General features: G+C 36.1%; 12 protein-coding genes. 8 read left to right on the top strand and 4 right to left on the bottom strand.

The window, feature by feature from the left end; genetic code table 11:
- Positions 1–24: 24 nt before the first annotated feature.
- Positions 25–3,375: a VCBS repeat-containing protein gene (locus CELAL_RS12355; protein ID WP_013551245.1), complete on the top strand. Its 3,351-nt coding sequence runs from the start codon at positions 25–27 to the stop codon at positions 3,373–3,375.
- A 96-nt stretch (positions 3,376–3,471) separates the two neighbouring features.
- Here the strand turns inward: CELAL_RS12355 and CELAL_RS12350 are convergent, their stop codons facing one another.
- The 4 genes from CELAL_RS12350 to CELAL_RS12340 are packed head-to-tail and all read right to left on the bottom strand — an operon-like array spanning position 3,472 to position 9,526.
- Positions 3,472–4,635, bottom strand: coding sequence for a sulfatase-like hydrolase/transferase (locus tag CELAL_RS12350; protein ID WP_013551244.1), 1,164 nt, complete (start codon positions 4,633–4,635; stop codon positions 3,472–3,474).
- Entirely contained in the window at positions 4,616–5,089 is a 474-nt protein-coding gene (locus CELAL_RS22730) for a sulfatase-like hydrolase/transferase (RefSeq protein WP_013551243.1), read from the bottom strand. Before CELAL_RS22730 ends, CELAL_RS12350 begins: the two co-directional genes overlap by 20 nt.
- Positions 5,090–5,110: 21 nt before the next feature.
- Positions 5,111–6,889, bottom strand: a complete 1,779-nt coding sequence (locus CELAL_RS12345) for an arylsulfatase (RefSeq protein WP_013551242.1) — start codon at positions 6,887–6,889, stop codon at positions 5,111–5,113.
- Between the two features lie 24 nt (positions 6,890–6,913).
- On the bottom strand, positions 6,914–9,526 hold the full coding sequence (locus CELAL_RS12340; RefSeq protein WP_013551241.1) for a VPS10 domain-containing protein: 2,613 nt from the start codon (positions 9,524–9,526) through the stop codon (positions 6,914–6,916).
- Positions 9,527–9,818: 292 nt separating this feature from the next.
- Between CELAL_RS12340 and CELAL_RS12335 the strand changes: the two genes are divergently transcribed.
- Genes CELAL_RS12335 through CELAL_RS12305 form a run of 7 tightly spaced genes read left to right on the top strand, consistent with a single transcriptional unit; the run spans position 9,819 to position 20,737 of the window.
- Positions 9,819–11,123, top strand: coding sequence for a sulfatase-like hydrolase/transferase (locus CELAL_RS12335; protein ID WP_013551240.1), 1,305 nt, complete (start codon positions 9,819–9,821; stop codon positions 11,121–11,123).
- Between the two features lies 1 nt (position 11,124).
- The gene (locus CELAL_RS12330) at positions 11,125–12,516 is read left to right on the top strand and encodes a glycoside hydrolase family 28 protein (protein WP_013551239.1); all 1,392 of its coding nucleotides are present in this window, start codon (positions 11,125–11,127) and stop codon (positions 12,514–12,516) included.
- 4 nt (positions 12,517–12,520) lie between these two features.
- Positions 12,521–14,368, top strand: a complete 1,848-nt coding sequence (locus tag CELAL_RS12325; RefSeq protein WP_013551238.1) for a sulfatase family protein — start codon at positions 12,521–12,523, stop codon at positions 14,366–14,368.
- Between the two features lie 19 nt (positions 14,369–14,387).
- A complete protein-coding gene (locus tag CELAL_RS12320) occupies positions 14,388–15,281 on the top strand; it encodes a family 16 glycosylhydrolase (protein WP_013551237.1) in 894 nt (297 codons plus the stop codon).
- Position 15,282: 1 nt separating this feature from the next.
- On the top strand, positions 15,283–16,662 hold the full coding sequence (locus tag CELAL_RS12315; RefSeq protein WP_013551236.1) for a glycoside hydrolase family 28 protein: 1,380 nt from the start codon (positions 15,283–15,285) through the stop codon (positions 16,660–16,662).
- Positions 16,663–16,667: 5 nt separating this feature from the next.
- Entirely contained in the window at positions 16,668–17,909 is a 1,242-nt protein-coding gene (locus tag CELAL_RS12310) for a glycoside hydrolase family 117 protein (protein ID WP_013551235.1), read from the top strand.
- Positions 17,909–20,737 carry a glycoside hydrolase family 2 TIM barrel-domain containing protein gene (locus CELAL_RS12305; RefSeq protein WP_013551234.1) on the top strand — a complete coding sequence of 943 codons (2,829 nt, stop codon included), beginning with the start codon at positions 17,909–17,911 and terminating at the stop codon, positions 20,735–20,737. The genes CELAL_RS12310 and CELAL_RS12305 overlap by 1 nt, the downstream gene beginning before the upstream one ends.
- The last annotated feature ends 1 nt before the right edge of the window (position 20,738 follow it).

The following is a 20,738-nucleotide window of genomic DNA, read 5'->3' as shown; positions in this document are numbered from 1 at the left end:
ACATCACCCATTATATGACGCCTTATGACCACATTCAAATCCTATTTCAGTATTAAAAAATTGTATCCAATTGCTATCTGTATTCTTTTAAACTTAGGAGTATATTCCTGTAAAGAGCAAAGAGCAGATGCGCCAATACCTGAAGAACAAAAATTATTTACAGCTGTTTCCTCTAAACATTCTGGATTAGATTTTGTTAACCAGTTAGAAGAAACCTTAGATTCTAATTATTATCAATATATGTACACCTATATAGGTGGTGGTGTTGCAGCAGGTGATATTAATGATGATGGTTATATAGATCTTTATTTTACTTCTAACTCTTCCGCCGATAAATTATACTTAAATCTTGGGAATTTCACCTTCAAAGAAATATCTACAGAAGCAGGGATACTGAATACTCCTGGATTTAATACAGGCGTAACCATGGCCGATGTGAATAATGACGGACTTCTAGATATCTATATTTCTCGAGGAGGTTGGGAAGATAATGATGGCAAATTTCAAAATCTTCTATACATTAATAATGGCGATCTTACCTTCACAGAAAAAGCAGCAGTGTTAGGTATTGCCGATGATAACCGCACCATACAAACCACCTTTTTTGATTATGACAATGATAATGATCTTGATGCCTATGTATCTAACACTCCTGATATAACCAGTAGAACTCAAATTCTAGATTTAGATAAAATTCAAAAAGATCCAAAAACATTAGAACTAAAAGGGTCTGATAGGCTCTATAATAATGATGGCACTGGCCATTTCACAGATGTTTCAGAACAAGCAGGCTTACAGTTTGATATTGGTTTTGGTCTAAACCCTCAAGTAGGCGATTTAAATAATGATGGCTGGTTAGATGTCTATGTCTGTAATGATTTTAATATTCCTGATTTGGCCTACCTAAATAATAAAGATGGCACTTTTACAGAATCCAGAGATTTATTATTTAAACACATCTCCTTTAATAGTATGGGGAGTGACATAGCCGATATAAATAATGATGGATTATTAGACGTATTAACTTTAGATATGAATCCTGAAGATTATATCCGTTCAAAAACAACCATGGCCATGACATCTATTTCCAGTTTCGAAGAAATGGTTGACAAGGGCTATCATTACCAATATATGCATAATATGCTGCAGTTAAACAATGGTGAAGGCGCATTTAGTGAGATTAGCAAAATGTCTGGCATTGCCAATACAGATTGGAGTTGGTCTATTCTTTCTGCCGATTTTGATCTTGATGGTTTTAATGATATTTATGTAACCAACGGGGTTTATCGTGATGTAATTGATCGGGACAAAAACAGTGAAATCTTACAAATTTTAAAGGCTAATAATAGAAAGCCAACCAAGGAAGATTTCCTCAGGTTTGCTAAAATGTTACCACAGCAAAAATTGAATAATTATTTTTTTAAAAATAATGGCGACTACACTTTTGAAGATACTTCAAAAGAATGGACAGATGAAAAGCCAACTTTTTCTAATGGAGCCATTTATGCCGATTTAGATAATGATGGGGACCTAGATATTGTCGTCAACAATATTAATGAAGAAGCTACGGTTCTTAGAAATAATACTTTAGATCAAATACGACGCTATTATCTTAAAATAGATTTAGTGGGTCCTGGCAAAAATACGTTTGGAATTGGAACTACGGTACACTTAAATTTTGCAGATGGTTCTACCCAAACGAGGCAACTTATTCCTACTAAAGGGTTTTTATCTTCGGTTGCTACCACACTTCACTTCGGATTAAATAAACATATGAACATTGCAACTGTGGAAGTTGTTTGGCCAGATGGTAAAACTCAAATTCTACGCGATGTAAAAGCCAATCAGAGTTTACTTCTTAACTACAGATATGCAGATGGTATGAAAGAATATACCAAAAAGACTGAAACTCTTTTCAAAAAGCAAGAAGTAGATTACACGCATAAAGACCCCTACTTTAATGATTACGAACTTCAAATACTTTTGCCGCATAAATTGTCACAAACAGGCCCTTTTGTTACCAAAATCGATCTAAATAATGACGGTTATGAAGATGTCTATATTGGTGGTGGCAAAGGTCAACCCGGGCAGCTCCTTTATGGGAGTCCAAATAATTCATTCCAAAAAAAGCATATAAAATCTTTTAATGATGATAAAGCATTTGAAGACCAAGGGGCGTTATTTTTTGATGCCGATAATGATGGGGACTATGATTTATATGTCGTGAGTGGTAGTTATGAATTTAACCAAACTCCAGAATTACTTTACGATCGATTATATTTAAATAATGGACAAGGAGATTTTACTCGTACGAAAAACAACCTTCCAGAAATGGCTTCATCGGGCTCTGTAGTAACTTCTTCTGACTATGATAATGATGGCGATTTAGATCTTTTTGTAGGCGGACGCGTTGTTCCAGGAAAATATCCTTACGCGCCTACCAGTTATCTTTTAATAAATACTGAAGGTAATTTTACGATCAAAACACCAGAACTAGCTCCTGACTTAGAAAAAATAGGAATGGTCACAGATGCCATTTGGTCTGACATTAATAACGATAACAAAATAGATCTTGTGGTTACAGGCGAATGGATGGGAATTGAAATTTTTATAAACAAAAACAACCAATTAATTAGAAGTCTTGACTACCCTACCCTTGCAAATGCCAAAGGTTGGTGGAATAAATTACTTGTTGAAGATATTGATAATGATGGTAATAAAGATATTATTGCAGGTAATTTAGGTTTGAATTATAAGTTCCATGCCTCAAAGGAAGATCCTTTTGAGATCTACACGAATGACTTTGATTTTAATGGTATTGAAGATATTATCCTAGCCAAAGATTATCAAGGCAAACAAGTCCCTGTTCGTGGTAAAAGCTGTATGACCCAGCAATTACCACATCTATCAAAAAAAATACCTTCGTATATAGAATATGCCAATAAGAATGTCGAAGAAATTGTTGGAGCTCGTATAAATACAGCTTTGCATTATACAGCTAACGAATTTAGATCTGGAATTTTCAGGAATAATGGTAGTAAAGGATACCATTTTACTCCACTTGCTAATGCGTTGCAGAAGTCACCTATCAATAGTATGCTCTATGAAGACTTTAATGGTGATGGGACTAAAGATTTGTTACTGGCAGGTAACAACTATCAATCTGAAGTAGAAACGACTAGAGCAGATGCTGGTATTGGTAGTTTTTTAAGTGGTGATGGAAATGGTCATTTTAATCCTGTTTCAAATAAGGTCTCCGGATTTTTTGCAAATAAGGATGTTAGGAGTATGATAAGTGTTACCTCAAAAGATAAAAAATTGGTGCTAGTTATCAATAATAATGATAAAGCAGCCATATATAACATCAGGAAATAGAAGAGGAATTAAAGAAACCAACAATAGTTTATAGCAGTAGCTTATTGTTGGTTTTCTTATCCCTATTCCACGTATGTAGGGAATGTGCATTCCTAATTATTTATTGTCCTCTATTAATTGCAAGGGCGTAGGTTTCTCTAGGCCATTTTTTGGTGCATCATGCTCCGTCTCATGCAAATTAAAATTAGGAAGTACTTTATTTAATTCATCCCTTTCTTTTCTATGTGCTTCAGAAACTTGGCTCCAATCTTTTATCTTCTTAAAACTAATTAAATCATCAGGATTCTCACTAACATCCCACCAATCATTTTTTCCATCTTTTAAAACCAAACCGCCCCTGATAATTTGCATTTCTTTATGATAGCCATAGATCCACTCCCGATGTTTTGGTTTGTCTGTAGTTAAAAAAGGAAGTAAACTCTCTCCATTTACCTCATAACTATCTGGTATTTTCACGGATGCAATCTCTGCTATAGTTGGTAACATATCAGACATATTTACCAATATATCTTGCAAGCCTTTTTTAGTCATGTTCATTCCTGGAGCATAAATAATTAAAGGTACATGTGTCCCTTTTTGAGAAACGGGACTCCCCTTTCCATAGCCGCTTGTACCATTATCTGCACAAAAAATAAAGATAGTATTATTAGCTACCCCCATTTCCTTTATTTTATTCATGTAACGCCACACCTGATAATCCAAATAATTTATATGATGATGAATACCACTTTCAGTAATGGTACCGTGGGTATCATAAACTCCTTTATCACCCGTTACGTTTGGCTGTATTCTTGTATATGCTTTTCCATCCCAATTAATTTTTGGTGTGCCGGGCCATTTATTTTTACTATTGGGATTCAGAAAATCCATTGCATCATGACCTAAATGACTGGTATGGTAAATAAAGAAAGGTTTTTTTTCTCTTTGTTTCCGTTCCATAAAATCGAAAATAAAATCTAATTCCACATCTGGTCCAAATGTATTTAACCCAAAAGTGTCTTTTGCCGCTTTATTATTGGGCCACCATTCTAAAGACTCAGAAGCCTTGGGGTGATTTAATAATTGCACATGGGGTTTCCAATACCAACCAGATTGCACATAAGACGTCACTTCTACATCAGTATCCGCATTAACTATTTTTTTGATACCGTTGACTTTTCTAGTTTCCAGCCTAAAATCAGTAGTTGCTATTGGCGTATTATAAGATCCTTCACCTGGAGTAAAACAACCTTCATCAAAATTAAAACCTGAAATTTTCATTTGGGTTTTGCCTGCCCAGTAGGTAGCATACCCCCCCTTTATTAGCAATATCTTCTAGTGTATAAGCAGAACTATCATACAGGTTCCAGCTTCCTTTTTGGTCAGGTGCTTTTCCTTTATCGCTATTATGCCACCACTTGTGCTGGTGTGCATACCTGCCCGTCATCATCATAGCTCTACTCGGAGAACATATGGTAGCAGCCCAAGCCGTTTTTACATAGATTCCTTCTTCTGCCAAATGATTTAAAACAGGAGTTTGGGCTCGGTATTGCATATCTGAAGTATCGCCCCCTTTAGGTAAACTCCATACTGAGGAGCCATAAATAGGTAATTCTCTAGCACTAATATCATCGGCATAAAGTAAAATAATATTAGGCTTCTCTTGAGCAATACTCTGTTGTACAATCACTAAAAAAAATCCAAAAATGGCACTTCTAACAATTTCTAGTTTCATAGGTTTAAAAATGATGATGCGTTAATCTATTTGCGTTATATAAGTATAGTAAACACCGTATGATGTCTCATTTTCAATAAAATCATTAATTAGAAAAGTTTTGCCTTTTTGTAAATGCACTGTAAAAACTACTTCTTCTTCTTGAGGTTTGATGCCTTTTTCGAGTATTTGATTGGCTATAGATATCTTCGCCTTTGTTGGTGTAATCCTTTTATATTGAAATAAGTTCTTTGGGTTTTCGTGGGGCACATCCCAAATAGCTCCAGGGCATTCTTTGGGCCATCTACGAAGGGATATTAAATAATCACCTTCTTGTTCAACATATATTGCATGAGTATTGTTGGTATTTTTCATTCCCTCTGCCACCTGTTCACATTTCCAAATACCCTCATCCTCACCAATAGCATGTTGAATTGTAAGTTTAAGTTCTAGCTGCTCTTTAGATCCTATATGATTCAAAGGCAATTCAGAATAGGTTTTATTTGTTTTTACGGAATTTAAGAATACTTTATTTTCCTTTAGTAATTGCACAACTATTTCTGGATACTTGTCTGCTAAATTTTGGTGTTGTTGGGGGTCTTTGGTGATATCATACAATGCCGTACCATTAATCAATCGCCATTGATTTTTGATAATACACGTGCCATCTTCATAATAAGGTGGCCTCCAATCTTGACGATTGTGTAGAAAAATAGTGCGATTAGAAGCTAAGGACTCTTTGGATAAAATGGATGATGAAAAATCAAGTCCGTCTAATGGTGTGCTTTCAGGAATACTTAAGTGACATAATGCAGCTAATGTCGGTATTAAATCTACATGCGCAGCATTTGTATTTACATCTCTTCCCCCTGCTATCTTACCATCAGGCCAACGAATAAAAAACGGTACACGGTGGCCACCTTCTTCTTTATCACCTTTTATACCCCTGTAGCCTTTGTTATAGCCAAACTTACCGTCTCTACTATAACCAAATCTAGTACCATTATCACTCATAAAGATAAGAATGGTATTTTCTAGCAAATTTTGTTCCTCTAAATACTGGTGGAATTTGCCAAAATTTTCATCTATATTGGCGATCATACCATAAAGATTTGCACTACTAATTTCTTTACCTTCTAATTTCTTATAAGGCTCTGCATATTTTTCCGCAACAATTAAAGGGTCATGTGGTGCATTTAAAGGCAAGTAAACAAAAAATGGGTCCTCTTTATTTTGAGCAATAAAACGTGTCGCTTCTTTAAACCATACATCTGTACAGTAGCCTTCAAATTGTTTTGGCTGGTTATTTACATAATACACATCATCAAAATAACTATTACCCCAATAATCTGACAATTCTCCAATACCACCGGCAAGATGGTGTATAGCCGTATCAAAACCACTGTCTGTAGGTCTTGATGGGTAATTATCGCCTAAGTGCCATTTTCCAAATAAGCCAGTTTTATACCCATTCGCCTTAAAAATATCAGCTATAGTACTAGCATCTTCAGACAAGGCATCTCTTCCTTTAAACGTTGCCCAAGCCCCATTATTAATAGGATACTGCCCTGTCATTAGTGCGGCTCTCGTTGGGGTGCATAACGGACTCACATGAAAATCGGTCATGCGTACAGCTTCCTGATAAAAAGCGTCTATTTTCGGTGTTTTTATCCATGGATTACCCTGACACCCTAAATCTCCGATACCTAAATCATCTGCTAAAATTAAAATAACATTAGGAGGATTCTCTTTATTTTTTTGCATCGAAAACCCCGAAAAAAAAGTTATAAAGATTAGTAGTCCCATTAATTTATGGTTCATATCTATTTCAAATTTAATGAAGCGTTACTTGTTCAACCAAGGTTCTTTAGTCCCATTTAAATAGGTAATAAACCAACCACTACCCCAACCTGCTGCCCATAGCACGTTTTCATTATACGGATCTGGTTTTACATCTACCATTTTATCTGGCTGCCCTAGACCCTTATTTATTTTATTCCAATTTTCACCTGCATCCGTCGAAAGATAAATCCCCGGATTCTTAAAATTATCTGCCATAGCTATTGGCTGACTTGCGACACTTATCACTAACAACTCTGGATTAACAGGTGATGATTCTACTTGCCACACAAAAGGAGCTTTAAATAGCTGCTGCCATTTCTTTCCTTTATTTTTACTACGCCATACACCGCCTTCTTCATAACTACCCGTACGGCGCCCCGTAGCGATGTAGAAATATCCATTATTGCGGTCAATAAAAATAGAATTGACGGCTTTTATTTCTGCAGGCAGTGTCATTTTCTTCCAAGTACTCCCTTTATCGGTAGTGCTATAGAGTCCGCCATTAGCATCATTCAAAGCAGCATATAAGTTATTCGAATTTTGTGGATCCATTGTTATTCTACGAACACTAGCATTTTTATGAAAGCCTGTATTGTTTAGTTCCCAAGTATACCCTCCATCAAAAGAACGGTAAAAACCATAGCCGCCTTTTGTTAATTGAGGTGCTTTACTACCTACTTCTGAAATAGGATTTTTAACCGTACAGAAATACATGTTTTTAGGATTCTCAGGATCTATCGTTAAAGAATATTGAGTAGCCACGCCTTCCCACGAATTATTTGCTGCATCAAAAATAGTAGCTATATTTTCCCATGTTTTACCTGCATCTTTACTTCTTCGAAATTTACCTCTGTGTTCTTGACGCCAAGCTAAGGAATAAATAATATTAGGATCAGTAGGATGCACTGCAACCGTAGCTGTTGAATGTTGCCCATGGTTCCCTTCATAATCCTGAACTTGACCATCTAGCTGCTTTACAGCCACTGCTTGTTTGTCTGGCCAATCTTCTAAATCTGTGGTCTGCCATAATCCGTGTTCACCACTGGCTAATAATCTTCTATTTTTTATACCTGTTTCTAGCAACATAAACCTTCCTGGCAGATTACTATCTCCACGACCTATCCATTTATTACTTCCTACAGAAGTTTCGTAATCATCTATCTGCTGCCATGTTTTACCCTGATCTGATGACTTAAGGGTCTGCTGATCTATACCGATAAATACTTCTCCTAATGAATTAATATTCATCATACGATTACCAGAACGTTCTACTTCATGGTCCATATAGGTTTGCAAATGCGCAAATTCAACATTAGCGCCTATAGGATTGTTTCTCCCTTGCCAATATGCTTTATCTTTTTCACTAAGCCAATAAGATCCCTGTCTAGCACAAGCAAACCAAGACGCACCTCCATTATCTGTTTTCCAAACATCGCCAGCTCCAAAAGTAACGTCATGCTTTTTATTAAACGATACATAGATTTCGTCAGGATTTATGGGATTCACCACCAACCGATTGAACACCGGTAAGATCTCTGATGGCAAATTGGAATATTTATCTTTGGCTTCATTTTTAGAAAGATTAAACCAAGAACCAATAGTTTTATAATACCGATCTATCTCCGCAGAAAAATTAATTTTATTTAAATCGATAGTTAGATTACTGGTAATATTCTCCCAAGATTTTCCGTAATCTGTACTTTTATATACCCCTCCTTTTGAACTTATTGTATTTCCATTTGAACTATACATTGTTTGCTCAACCAGATATAATATAAACGCTCCTGTTTTTTCATCGTAATAAGAGGTAAGGTCTCTTGGTAAATTATTAGGTAAGCCTTCATGGCTTGCATGCCAATCTACACCGCCATTAGTACTAGTATAGAGCCCGTAATTTGTGGCTATAAAAATGGTACTTGGATTTGTTGGGTGATAGATAATTCTACCTACATCTAAATTTTTTGAAATATTTGAAGCTATTTTAGACCAGGTTTTTCCGGCATCTACTGTTTTTAGAATATAGCCATAACTAGCGCGGTCATTAATAGCACCGTGAGGATTAGCTAAACTTCTGTGATTATCTTTTATATTCCAAAAATCACCAGCACCAATTAACCATTCATTATCATTTTTAGGGTGAATAGCTATTTTTGTATGCGCATTACTGGGGTGGTTGCCTTCTATTCTTGGGATATGATAAATTAATTTCCATGTTCTTCCGCGATTATAGGAAGTATACACATCTCCACGGCGTTCTAAGGCTACCCCAAAATCAGGATTTTGCTTAGAAAAAACAATATCCAACACACGTTCCATATCAAAACCACTGCCATCAGAATCTTTTAAGGTATGCCAAGATTTTGCTCCGTCCCAAGTGCCATAACTCACATGCATATCTGGCCCCATGAACATCGAATTTGGATCTGTTGGGTGTGTCCAAAACTCTTCGTTATATCCAGACATTCCAGGACCAAAATTCTTCCAAACTATGGTGGAATCAGAAATAACTTTTTCTGTTTTTATTTGTTTGAAGAAATCAATTTTGCTTTTCTCTTGACATTCTGCCTTAGCAGTAATTAACATGAAAGTAAAAAATAAAATAGCTGTTTTTTTCATTTGGATAGTTTGAAACTAGGTAGTTCAAAACTAAATATTTTTATTCCACAACAACACCACTAATGATTTAACAACTAAAACAGATGAGCAACTTGAGGTTTTTTAAATAGTATCTATGACATTTTTATAGCCCTTTAGATCATAAAAAATCATCTATGGTAGTATTCTGCTTATCTCTTACCCTTTTTCATCAGAGCTATATATACTTTTAATTTTTACGAAATAGCTACTCCCATATATAATTTTACTGTATACCGAAGTAACTAAATAACGATTCTAATTCATCGCAACAATGAACTTAAAAAAGGTATTTTTATTTTTAGCAGTTTTCTATTCAATCAACAGCCAAGCTCAACTAAATATTCTCTTTATAGAATCTGATGATCAGAGCAATCAAGCAGTTGGCGCCTATGGCAATGAGGCTATGATTACACCCAATATTGATGCACTCGCCAAAGAAGGAACTTCTTTTACTGCCGCTTACAATATGGGTTGTTGGTCTCCCGCAGTTTGCATTCCTAGTAGGACCATGCTTATCTACGGAAAATATATTTGGGAATCTCAAAAAATAAACAAGCAAAACGCACCAAAGTCGCTACCGGAAAAATTACACGATAAGGGCTATTATACCTATATGACCGGAAAATGGCATGCCATGGGAAAGAATGCTAAAGAAATTTTTGATGAAACCGGAAGCATTCAAGCTGGGCAATTGAAAACCTACAATTCTCCTGCTGGGCACATCACGGATATTACCGCTAACGAAGCCGTTTCTTTTTTAAATACCTATGATAAAACAAAACCATTTTTCGCCTATGTAGCATTTAATGCTCCGCATGTTCCCAGACAAACCGAGCAAAAATATTATGATATGTATCCCGCAGAGGAGATGGTCTTACCACCAAGTGTAATTAATAATACTCCGCTTAATACAAACGTAAAATACCAGTATACCAATGATCCCTTACAATCTAAAACCATGCAGCAACGCGTACAGCAAAACAATGCTATGGTTACCCATATGGATACTGGTATTGGAGCTATCATCCAAGCCTTAAAAGACAAAGGAATTTATGACAATACCATCATAGTTTTTACTTCTGATCATGGAATTAATTTTGGTGAAAATGGTGTCGCGGGTAAGGTATGCCTCTATGAACCAAGTGTTACCGCACCATTGATTATTAAAGCACCATTGGCTAAACCTAATACTAAAATTGCATCTCGAGTGTATTTACAAGATGTGGTACCTACCCTATTTGATTTGCTAGGCCTTGAAATGAAAGAGCCAACAGATTTCGAAAGTTTAGCTCCTTTATTAACTCATACAGGAAAAGCTAGAGCCTCTATTTATCTAGCCATGTTTGATGACCAACGAGGTATTATCTCACAAAACAAAAAACTAATCGTTTACCCCAAAACGGGAAATTTAGAATTGTATGATTTAAAAAATGACCCATGGGAAACAAGAAACCTCATCCGTAAACAGAAATCAAAATCTACCATCACCAGTCTTTTAAGTAAGTTAAAAGACTGGCAATTAAAAACGTTAGATGAAACTGATTTAACCAGTATTTATACCAAATACAGTCTGTAAGATGAAAAAAATACTACTGTTATTCCTTTTAGGATTTACAACGATTTTACAAGCCAATGATTATAATGTTTTAGACTATGGCGCTAAAGGAGACGGAACTTCTAAAGATACCAAAGCGGTGCAAGCTGCCATTGATGCCTGCACTAAAAATGGAGGTGGAAACGTAATTATACCTGCTGGTAAAACCGTTTTGATTGGCACTATCTACTTGAAAAATTTTGTCACCCTTTATATTGAAAATGGAGCTGTTTTATTAGGTAGCCCCAACTACGAGGACTACACCACAGACACTCATAAGAATAGGTATAAAAACGAACCTCATATGGATCGTTGCTTAATTTTTGCGAGTGATGCCAAATACTTTGCGATTAAAGGCTTAGGAACCATAGATGGCAATGGACATCCAAAATATTTTACAAAAGAAAAAGGTGGCCGCCCTATGATGATGCGCTTTCTTAATTGCACCAATATTCAATTAAAAGAGGTAACGCTGATTAACCCTGCCGCTTGGACTTCTGCATGGTTGTATTGTGATCAAATTGTGGTAGATAGCATTAAAATAATAAGTCGTGTAAACCAAAATGGAGACGGACTAGATTTTGACGGCTGCACCAATGTACGCGTCGCTAATTCTTCTTTTGACACGAGTGATGATTCTATTTGTTTGCAAACCTCAAGACCCGATAAACCCTGTAAAGATATTGTAATTACCAATTGTGTATTTACCAGTAAATGGGCTGCTATGCGTATTGGTCTAGCCTCTAGAGGAGACTTTGAATCTGTAACCGTAAGCAATTGCACTTTTCATGACATACAAGATTCAGGGTTAAAAATTCAAATGAATGAAGGTGGAGAAATGAAAAATATGATTTTTTCGAATATAGTCATGAAAAATGTTCCTAGACCAATTTTCATGACCTTTTGCCAGCAACGCGCTGGTGTAGATACTCCGGAAACCATGTTTCCGATGAAAGAAATGCATAGTTTCTCTTTCAATAATATGATAATAGACAACCGAGAACTCGATAAAAATTCAGTTATTTTTTTAACGGGAATGCCCGATAATTACATCAGAGATATTCAATTAAATAACATTCAAATGACGGTTTCTGGTGGCGGTACTTTTGCAGATGCCACTAAAAAAGAAATCAATGAATATACACTGGAAACCTTAAATGGCTGGTGGCCCGAATTTAGTAAAGTAGGTACACTACCCGCTTCTGGAGTTTATGCTAGGCATATTGATGGGCTATATATCAACAATTTTCAATTAATCACTATTTCAGATGATAAGCGTAAGGCTATAGTTTTAGATGATGTCATAAATGGAAACGCCAAGAATGTATATCTAAATGGAAAAGAGCTAACGAATCCTGAATTAAAATTAAATTAAAAAGATGAACTATCGCTTTTTATTCTCCACACTCCTATTTTGTTGTTTCGCCAACCTTAAAGCACAACAGCCTAACGTTGTTTGGATTGTTTCAGAAGACAATTCCAAACATTACATGAAACTTTTTGATGCACATGGTGTACACACTCCAAATATTGAAAAACTAGCCCAAAACGGAATCCAGTTTAACCGCGCTTTTTCAAATGCTGCTGTTTGCTGTGCTGCAAGGTCTAGTATTATTACGGGTGTTTTTGGACCGAAACTAGCAACACATTATCATAGATCAGAACAAAAAGTAACACTACCTGAAAACATTAAAATGTTTCCTGAATACCTGCGAGATGCCGGGTATTATACGAGCAATAATGCAAAGGAAGATTATAATATTCACAAAAGCAATGAAGTCTGGGATGACTCTTCCAACAAAGCTAGCTGGAGAAACAGAAAAAAAGGACAGCCCTTTTTTCATGTGTATAACATAGGCACCACCCATGAAGGAAGTTTACATTTCTCTCAGAAAGAAATGGAGACATTAAAAACGGAGACTGCCCTAGAATCTGTATTTGTACAACCCAATCATCCACAAACAAAAACCTTTTCATATACAAATGCATTTTACCGCGACAGAATTATTAAGATGGATGCTGAAGTAGGCGAAGTAATCCGGGAATTAGAACGTGACAACCTATTAGAAAGCACTATCATCTTTTACTATGGAGATCATGGCGGAGTTTTACCCAATAGCAAAGGCTATTTAAAAGAAACTGGTTTACATGTTCCTTTAGTAGTCTCCGTTCCTGAAAAATACCAAAACCTATCCCCTTTTTCAAGTGGCACGGCAACAAATACCTTCGTTAGCTTCATAGATTTTAGTGCTACGGTATTAAACTTAGCTGGTATTACAATACCTGAAACCATAGACGGAACACCTTTTTTAGGTACGAACATCTCAAAAAACACCCTGCAAAATAATGAAACGTATGGTTATGCAGATCGGTTTGATGAAAAGTATGACATGGTCAGAAGCTTGCGAAAAGGCAACTTAAAATATATAAGAAATTTTCAACCTTTTATGGTAGATGGGCTTATGAATAACTATAGGTACAAGCAATTGGCGTACAAAGAATGGAAAGCACTTTTCGATACTGGAAAACTTAACGACATACAATCGCAATTTTTCAAACCTAAGGTTGCCGAAGAATTATATGATGTTGAAAATGACCCTTATGAAACCATCAATCTTGCGAACAATCCTGCATATCAAAAAAGCTTAAAACAGCTTAGAAAAAACCTAAGTGGTTGGATGAGATCAATGCCAGACCTGTCATTATTTCCTGAAAATTATATTATTGACGAGGCTTTTAATGACCCTATTACTTTCGGGACAGCCCACAAAAAAGAAATTTCTAATTATTTAAAAATTGCCAATTTACAGCTTATTCCGTTTGAAAAGGCAAAACCAAAATTAGCTAAGTATTTAGATTCTTCTGATGATCTAGAACGCTATTGGGCATTGATTACGTGTTCTAGCTTTAGCACACAAGCAGCTGTATTTTCTAATCAAATTCAGCAAATAATGAGGTCTGACTCTTTGTTGATCAATAGAATGCGCGCTGCAGAATTTTTTGGTATTACCGGAATATTGGATAGTTCTAACTATTTAACAGAGATGTTATATGACTCTACCAATGAAAAAGAGGCGCTTTTAATACTCAACACTATCGCTTTACAACAAGATTATTATCAGAAATACCAATTTAATATAGACATCAAAAAATTAGACAAGGCTGTTTTCAACAACAAACTAATTCAAGAAAGGCTCAAATATCTTAATCACGAATTACAGTATTAAAACGATAAAACCAATCCTTATGAAATCAATTCTAAACAAACTAAAGATTACCCTACTTACTAGTTGCCTATTTGCTGCCGGTTCGGTCATCGCACAAAAATCTCCACACTTTAATGATGGTGAAGATCCAAAACCAACCACTCAAAAATGGAAACTGGTAAAAAACATGTCCGATGAATTTGAGGGCAAAAAAGTAGACGAGAAAAAATGGCAAATTTCTGGGCAAGGTTGGATAGGTAGAGCTCCCGGCTTATTTCAATCAGAAAATATAAAAGTGGAAGATGGTGGCTTAAAAATCACTACGAGACTGCTACCGCAGCCCGTAACAAAACAAGGTAAAGAATACACACACGGTGGCGGTTATGTTGGCTCTGTTAATGGCATGACCTATGGGTACTATGAATGCGAAATGAAAGCCAATAAAACCTTCATGTCTTCTACTTTTTGGCTCATAAACGAGTCTAAAGAATTAGAAGGTTGTGATAAAAGAACTACTGAGTTAGATATTCAAGAGAGTGTTGGACAAATTACCAATGATGCCGAATGGATGAAGAATTTTGACCAATCTATGAATTCCAACACACACAGCAGAAATATTCCTGAAGGGTGTGATTACGAAAAAGGCTCGAATAAATCTGGTGCTTTGGTGGGTGGAAAAGTATATGATGATTACCATGTGTATGGTGTATGGTGGAAATCAAAAGATGAAGTACAGTTTTTTCTAGACGGTAATTTTCTTGCAAAAGTAACGCCGCCTGCAGATTATGACATTGAAATGTATTTAAGAATGGTCGTAGAAACGTACAACTGGAATCCTGTTCCAGAAGATGGCGGAATGAACGGCACTGAAGCCGAAAGAACGACCACTTACAATTGGGTACGGTCTTGGGAATTAGTTGATGGTAAAAAATAGTATGAAAAAATTAGTTGTTTTTAACATAACCTCGTTATTTATTGCTCTGCTTCTTTTAGGAGCCATGGTTTCTTTTAGTCTGAAGCCAAAGATTTATGATATAAAAAACTTTGGTGCCAAAGGAGATAGTATAACCATTAATACAAAGGCTATTCAAAAAGCTATTGATAAGTGTTCAAAAAATGGTGGAGGAATTGTAGTTATTAAAGAGGGTGTTTATAGCAGTGGCACCATTCTTTTAAAAGATAATGTTACCCTTCAGATTGATAAAAGCGCTAAGCTTCTAGGCAGTGCTAACCCACAAGATTATCAAAGTATAGATACTTTTGTAGATGCTACAGGGCAAAAACGTGGTACCTGTTTGATTGGCGCAATGGGTGCTAAAAATATTGGTATTTCTGGTTCAGGAAGTATCGATGGTAACGGCACAGCCTTTCTTCCTGAAAATCTTTTTATCAAAAAAAAAGCATTAGGTATTTCGGGAGAGGATCGATTTGGAGGTAATCGTCCTTTTTTATTACGTTTTGTAAAATCAACTCAGATTACATTAAAAAACATCCATTTACGGGAAGCCGCAGCTTGGGCCTGTCATTTTTTTCAATCAAGTAATATCCTTGTAGACAACGTATCTATTTACAATCATGCAAACCAAAATAATGATGGTATTGATCTAGATTCTAGCCATGATATCATTATTAAAAACTGTAACATAAATTCTGGCGACGATGCTATTTGCATAAAATCTACGAGTCCATTACCTACTTATAATGTCAAGGTTTCCAATTGCACCTTAAAGAGTGATTGGGGAGCTATAAAGTTTGGTACCGAATCTATGGGAGATTTCTATAATATTGATATCCGTGATTGTAAAATTGAAGATACCAAAGGGGGCGGCATAAAAATACTAAGTGTAGATGGTGCTAACATTCATGACGTACTCATAGAAAATATAGAAATGAATCATGTAGACATGCCCATTTTTGTGCGCTTAGGAGAACGGTTAAGAACCTACAGAACCACCGACAAACAGGCGGTAGGTTCTATTCATAATGTTCGTATAAAAAATATTAAAGCAACTACTAGAGGCTTAGATAGCTCAAGAGTTTCACCGCCCTCTGGAATTTTAATTACAGGAACTCCAAAGCATAAAATAGGTGCTTTGACCTTAGAGAATATTACTATTGACTTACCTGGCGGAGGCAAATTGTCTGACCTATTTGAAGTACCTGAAGACGAAACTAGGTACCCAGAATTTAGTTTCTTTAACGTATTACCAGCATATGGAATGTATGCAAGACACATTAAAGAGTTAAAAATAAGTAGTCTTGATATAAAAACAGAGACTATAGACCTACGACCAGAAACACTAATTATAGATTAAATATTATGAAAATACACACACCCATTATCGCTTTGTTTTTTTTAATTGCGTGTAGCGCAAGCGCACAATCTTTCCCTTATAAACTACCAAAAGAAAAACCATCAATACCGCTAAGTACTTCAATGGAGCGTAATTATGATGGGTACCTAGCACCAGAACCAAAAGATAATGAACTTTATTCTCAATTTAAATATACCGAATTAAAAGGCTTAGACTATAATAATCATGATGGTACCATTAGTAGGAGAGATCCTTCTAAAGTGATTTTTGAAAACGGAAAATATTATGTTTGGTATACCTATCGACATACCGCTACCCCTCCTAAAGGTGCAGCATCTGCAACAGAAACAATCCCTTCTGCCGATTGGGATTTGGCTGAGATCTGGTATGCAACGAGCAAAGACGGTTTTACTTGGAAAGAGCAAGGTGTTGCTATTCCTCGACCTCCAAAACCTAATTTAGGCCACCGTTCCGTATCAACAGCCGATATTCTTAAATGGAAAGGAAAGTACTATATGTATTACCAAGGTTTTAGTGAGCCTAGTGGAACAAGAGGCGATGATTGCCCTGTTCTGATGTCTTATGCTACTTCACCAGATGGACCTTGGACCGCCACCAACAAAATTGTTATTCCTAATGGAGCAAAAGATACATGGGATCAATACTCTATTCATGACCCCTATCCACTGGTTTATAAAGGTAAAATTTATTTATACTATAAATCTGATTTTGTGGGCAGACCAAACTTAGTACGAATGCAAGGTCTAGCTACTGCCGAAGATCCCTTTGGACCATTTACTAAAAATCCCTTAAACCCAGTATTGAATTCTGGGCACGAGACTACCCTTTTTCCTTTTAAAACCGGTATAGCTGCCTTAAGTATTAGAGATGGAAATGAACACAATACCATACAATATTCAGAAGACGGCATCAATTTTAATATTGCCGCTATTACAGAATTAATGCCAGATGCTGCAGGTCCTTTTATTCCTGATGCTTTCACAGACACCAAAGATGGTAGAGGTATTACTTGGGGGATATCACATTTTACTAGTGTAAATGGTTGGGACACAAATCACGCTGTTTTAACCAGGTTTGATTGTGATTTAAGCTTAGATGTAGACGATCAAGGCATGAAAAAAGCCCATGTCTATCACAGGCCCGAATTTTATTATAAGCAGGGATTAAATAAAGAACAGCAAGAGCGTATTCGTTTGCAAAATGAAGCATTAAAAGAAAAAGAGTAATGACAAAATTCAAATATCTCGTCGCTAGCTTCTTTATTCTCATACACCTCTTAGCTGTTGGGCAAACCTCAAGTGTCAAATCAGAAATACAATACCTATCGGGTACTGGAAAAGACAATACAGTAGATTGGCAATTCTACTGCTCTGAAGGAATGAACAGTGGCTCTTGGACCACCATTAGTGTACCCTCTTGCTGGGAACAACAAGGTTTTGGCGGCTACAATTATGGGCAAGATGACCTTGCTACACGCCATAAAGAATTTGGTCTTTATAAACATGAATTTCTGGCTGCCGAAGAATGGGAAAATAAAACGATAGAAATTATTTTTGAAGGTGTCATGACCGACGCCGAAGTGAAAATTAATGGAAAGTTAGCAGGGGAGATTCACCAAGGTGCTTTTTATGAATTTAAATATACCATAACCGATTTATTAAAATTTGGGAAAACTAATTTATTGGAAGTTAAGGTCAACAAAGTTTCGGCCAATGAATCTATCAATCATGCCGAACGAAAAGCAGATTTTTGGGTTTTTGGTGGAATATTTAGACCTGTGTATCTAAAAATTTCTCCGAAAGAATATATAGAACGGGTTGCCATAGATGCACAAGCGGATGGTACCATCAATGCCGATATTTTCTCTTCATCGAACAAGGTTAAATCTGTAAACATGTTTCTATCTGACTTGGATAATAACAAAATTCAAGATTTAACTATAACCGAAAATAAACAGGAAAAAGGAACATGGCATGTAACTACAACAGCAAATGACATTAAAACTTGGAATCCTGAAAAGCCGAACCTTTATCTATTAACTATTGAGGTCTTAGACGCAAAGAAAAAAGTGCTGCATACCACTAGCAATCGTATTGGTTTTAGAACGGTTGAGGTTCGCGAACGCGATGGAATTTATGTCAACGGAAAACAAATTAAATTCAAAGGGGTAAACAGGCATTCTTTTCATCCTTCATCAGGCAGAACCACGCCAAAAGCATTGAGTATTGAGCATATTAAAATGATGAAAGACATGAATATGAACGCGGTACGGATGTCTCATTACCCGCCCGATGTTCATTTTTTAAATGCCTGTGATTCTTTGGGACTATTTGTTATTGATGAAGTCTGCACCTGGCACTCGCCACATTTAGATACTGAAGTAGGAGAGAAAATAGTGAAAGAAACGGTGGTTAGAGATGTTAACCACCCCTCTATTTTATTATGGGCAAATGGTAATGAAACAGGCTGGAACACCGATTTAGATGATGATTATGCCCTGTGGGATATTCAGAAAAGAGAAGTTATTCACCCATGGAATATCTTCAAGAAAACAAATACGCTGCATTATTTTCAGTATCATGCTTTAGCCAATGACGGTTATTCGAAAGATAAAATACTTTTTCCAACAGAATTTTTACATGGCTTATATGATGGTGGCCATGGTGCAGGCTTAGACGATTACTGGTCTAAAATGCGGAACATGCCACTTTCTGCAGGAGGTTTTCTTTGGGATTTTGCTGATGAAGCCATCGTTCGTACCGATAAAAATAACACGCTTGACACTGATGGCAATCACGCTGCCGATGGTATTGTAGGCCCATATGGAGAAAAAGAAGCCAGTTATTTCACGATAAAAGAAGTTTGGTCTCCTATTTATATTGAAGATCGATTTATAACCCCAAATTTTAATGGGATCTTTAAAGTAGAGAACAGGTATCATTTTACGAATTTGAATGAAAATAAAATGACCGCAAAATGGGTTCAATTTAATGGTCCTGATGAAAGCGATAAGTTTAAAGTACTTTCTGAATCTGAAATTGAATTACCGGCTTTAGAACCAAATACTAAAGGAACGTTTTCGGTTACCAAACCAGACAATTGGCAATCGGCGGATGTACTTTATCTGACTGCTGTAGATGCTCAAGGCATGGAAATATTTACCTGGAGCTATCCCGTAAAAACACCCAAAGCACTAAATGCTGCCTATATTAATTCTTCCGAAAAAAGTAAATTTAAAAAGACAATAAAGGATAATAGTATTGCGATAGAAGCCAATGGCATTCACTATACATTCTCAACAAAGACTGGTCTCTTAAAAGAAGTCATCAAAAACGGAAAGGTGATTCCTTTCAATAACGGACCCATCATTTTAGCACAGCATGACAGCGTAATTTCGGTAGCTATTAAAAGTTTAAAAAACAGCATAGAGATCACAACCGTTTTTGAGCTAAAAGATAAATCACCTACCTGGGCGAGTCACAAAGAGTTATCCTCAGATGTTATCAAATGGACCATTCATTCTAACGGTTTACTTGATTTGGCAGTTGATTTTAAAGGCAAAAGAGTTATAAAAGGATACAAGGGCATTACATTCTCTTTTCCTGAGTCTGAGGTAAGTGGTATGAAATGGTTGGGCGATGGCCCGTATCGGGTTTGGAGAAACAGAATGAAAGGTACCCAATTTAAGGTTTGGGAGAATGATTACAACAATACCATTACTGGTGAAACTGAATATGTTTATCCTGAATTTAAAGGCTTTTTCTCAAGCTTATATTGGGTGAAAGTTAAAGGAAAAAATGACAATGGTTTTACCGTCTATTGCAACTCTGAAAACACATTTCTACGCATGCTAACCCCAGAAAACCCATCCGAAGACCCTAACAAAAGAGTGAGTATTGAATATCCAGAAGGCGACATTTCTTTTGTAAAAAACATACCTGGTATTGGCACCAAATTTCAAGAACCAGACACTATGGGACCACAGGGAAATACTGAAAATTATTTTGGCAATTCAGACGAACCCATACAAATAGCATTGACTTTTGAATTTTAAA

The sequence above is a fragment of the Cellulophaga algicola DSM 14237 genome (genome assembly GCF_000186265.1).
Classification (GTDB): Bacteria; Bacteroidota; Bacteroidia; order Flavobacteriales; family Flavobacteriaceae; genus Cellulophaga; species Cellulophaga algicola.
Note: the sequence above shows the minus strand (reverse complement) of the source record. Positions and strands in the feature narration are given on the sequence as shown.

Bases quoted from the DNA above. Each gene is read 5' to 3' on its own strand.
- CELAL_RS12355 (WP_013551245.1), top strand. From the start codon at position 25: ATGACCACATTCAAATCCTATTTCAGTATTAAAAAATTGTATCCAATT.
- CELAL_RS12350 (WP_013551244.1), bottom strand. From the start codon at position 4,635: ATGAAAATTTCAGGTTTTAATTTTGATGAAGGTTGTTTTACTCCAGGT.
- CELAL_RS22730 (WP_013551243.1), bottom strand. From the start codon at position 5,089: ATGAAACTAGAAATTGTTAGAAGTGCCATTTTTGGATTTTTTTTAGTG.
- CELAL_RS12345 (WP_013551242.1), bottom strand. From the start codon at position 6,889: ATGAACCATAAATTAATGGGACTACTAATCTTTATAACTTTTTTTTCG.
- CELAL_RS12340 (WP_013551241.1), bottom strand. From the start codon at position 9,526: ATGAAAAAAACAGCTATTTTATTTTTTACTTTCATGTTAATTACTGCT.
- CELAL_RS12335 (WP_013551240.1), top strand. From the start codon at position 9,819: ATGAACTTAAAAAAGGTATTTTTATTTTTAGCAGTTTTCTATTCAATC.
- CELAL_RS12330 (WP_013551239.1), top strand. From the start codon at position 11,125: ATGAAAAAAATACTACTGTTATTCCTTTTAGGATTTACAACGATTTTA.
- CELAL_RS12325 (WP_013551238.1), top strand. From the start codon at position 12,521: ATGAACTATCGCTTTTTATTCTCCACACTCCTATTTTGTTGTTTCGCC.
- CELAL_RS12320 (WP_013551237.1), top strand. From the start codon at position 14,388: ATGAAATCAATTCTAAACAAACTAAAGATTACCCTACTTACTAGTTGC.
- CELAL_RS12315 (WP_013551236.1), top strand. From the start codon at position 15,283: ATGAAAAAATTAGTTGTTTTTAACATAACCTCGTTATTTATTGCTCTG.
- CELAL_RS12310 (WP_013551235.1), top strand. From the start codon at position 16,668: ATGAAAATACACACACCCATTATCGCTTTGTTTTTTTTAATTGCGTGT.
- CELAL_RS12305 (WP_013551234.1), top strand. From the start codon at position 17,909: ATGACAAAATTCAAATATCTCGTCGCTAGCTTCTTTATTCTCATACAC.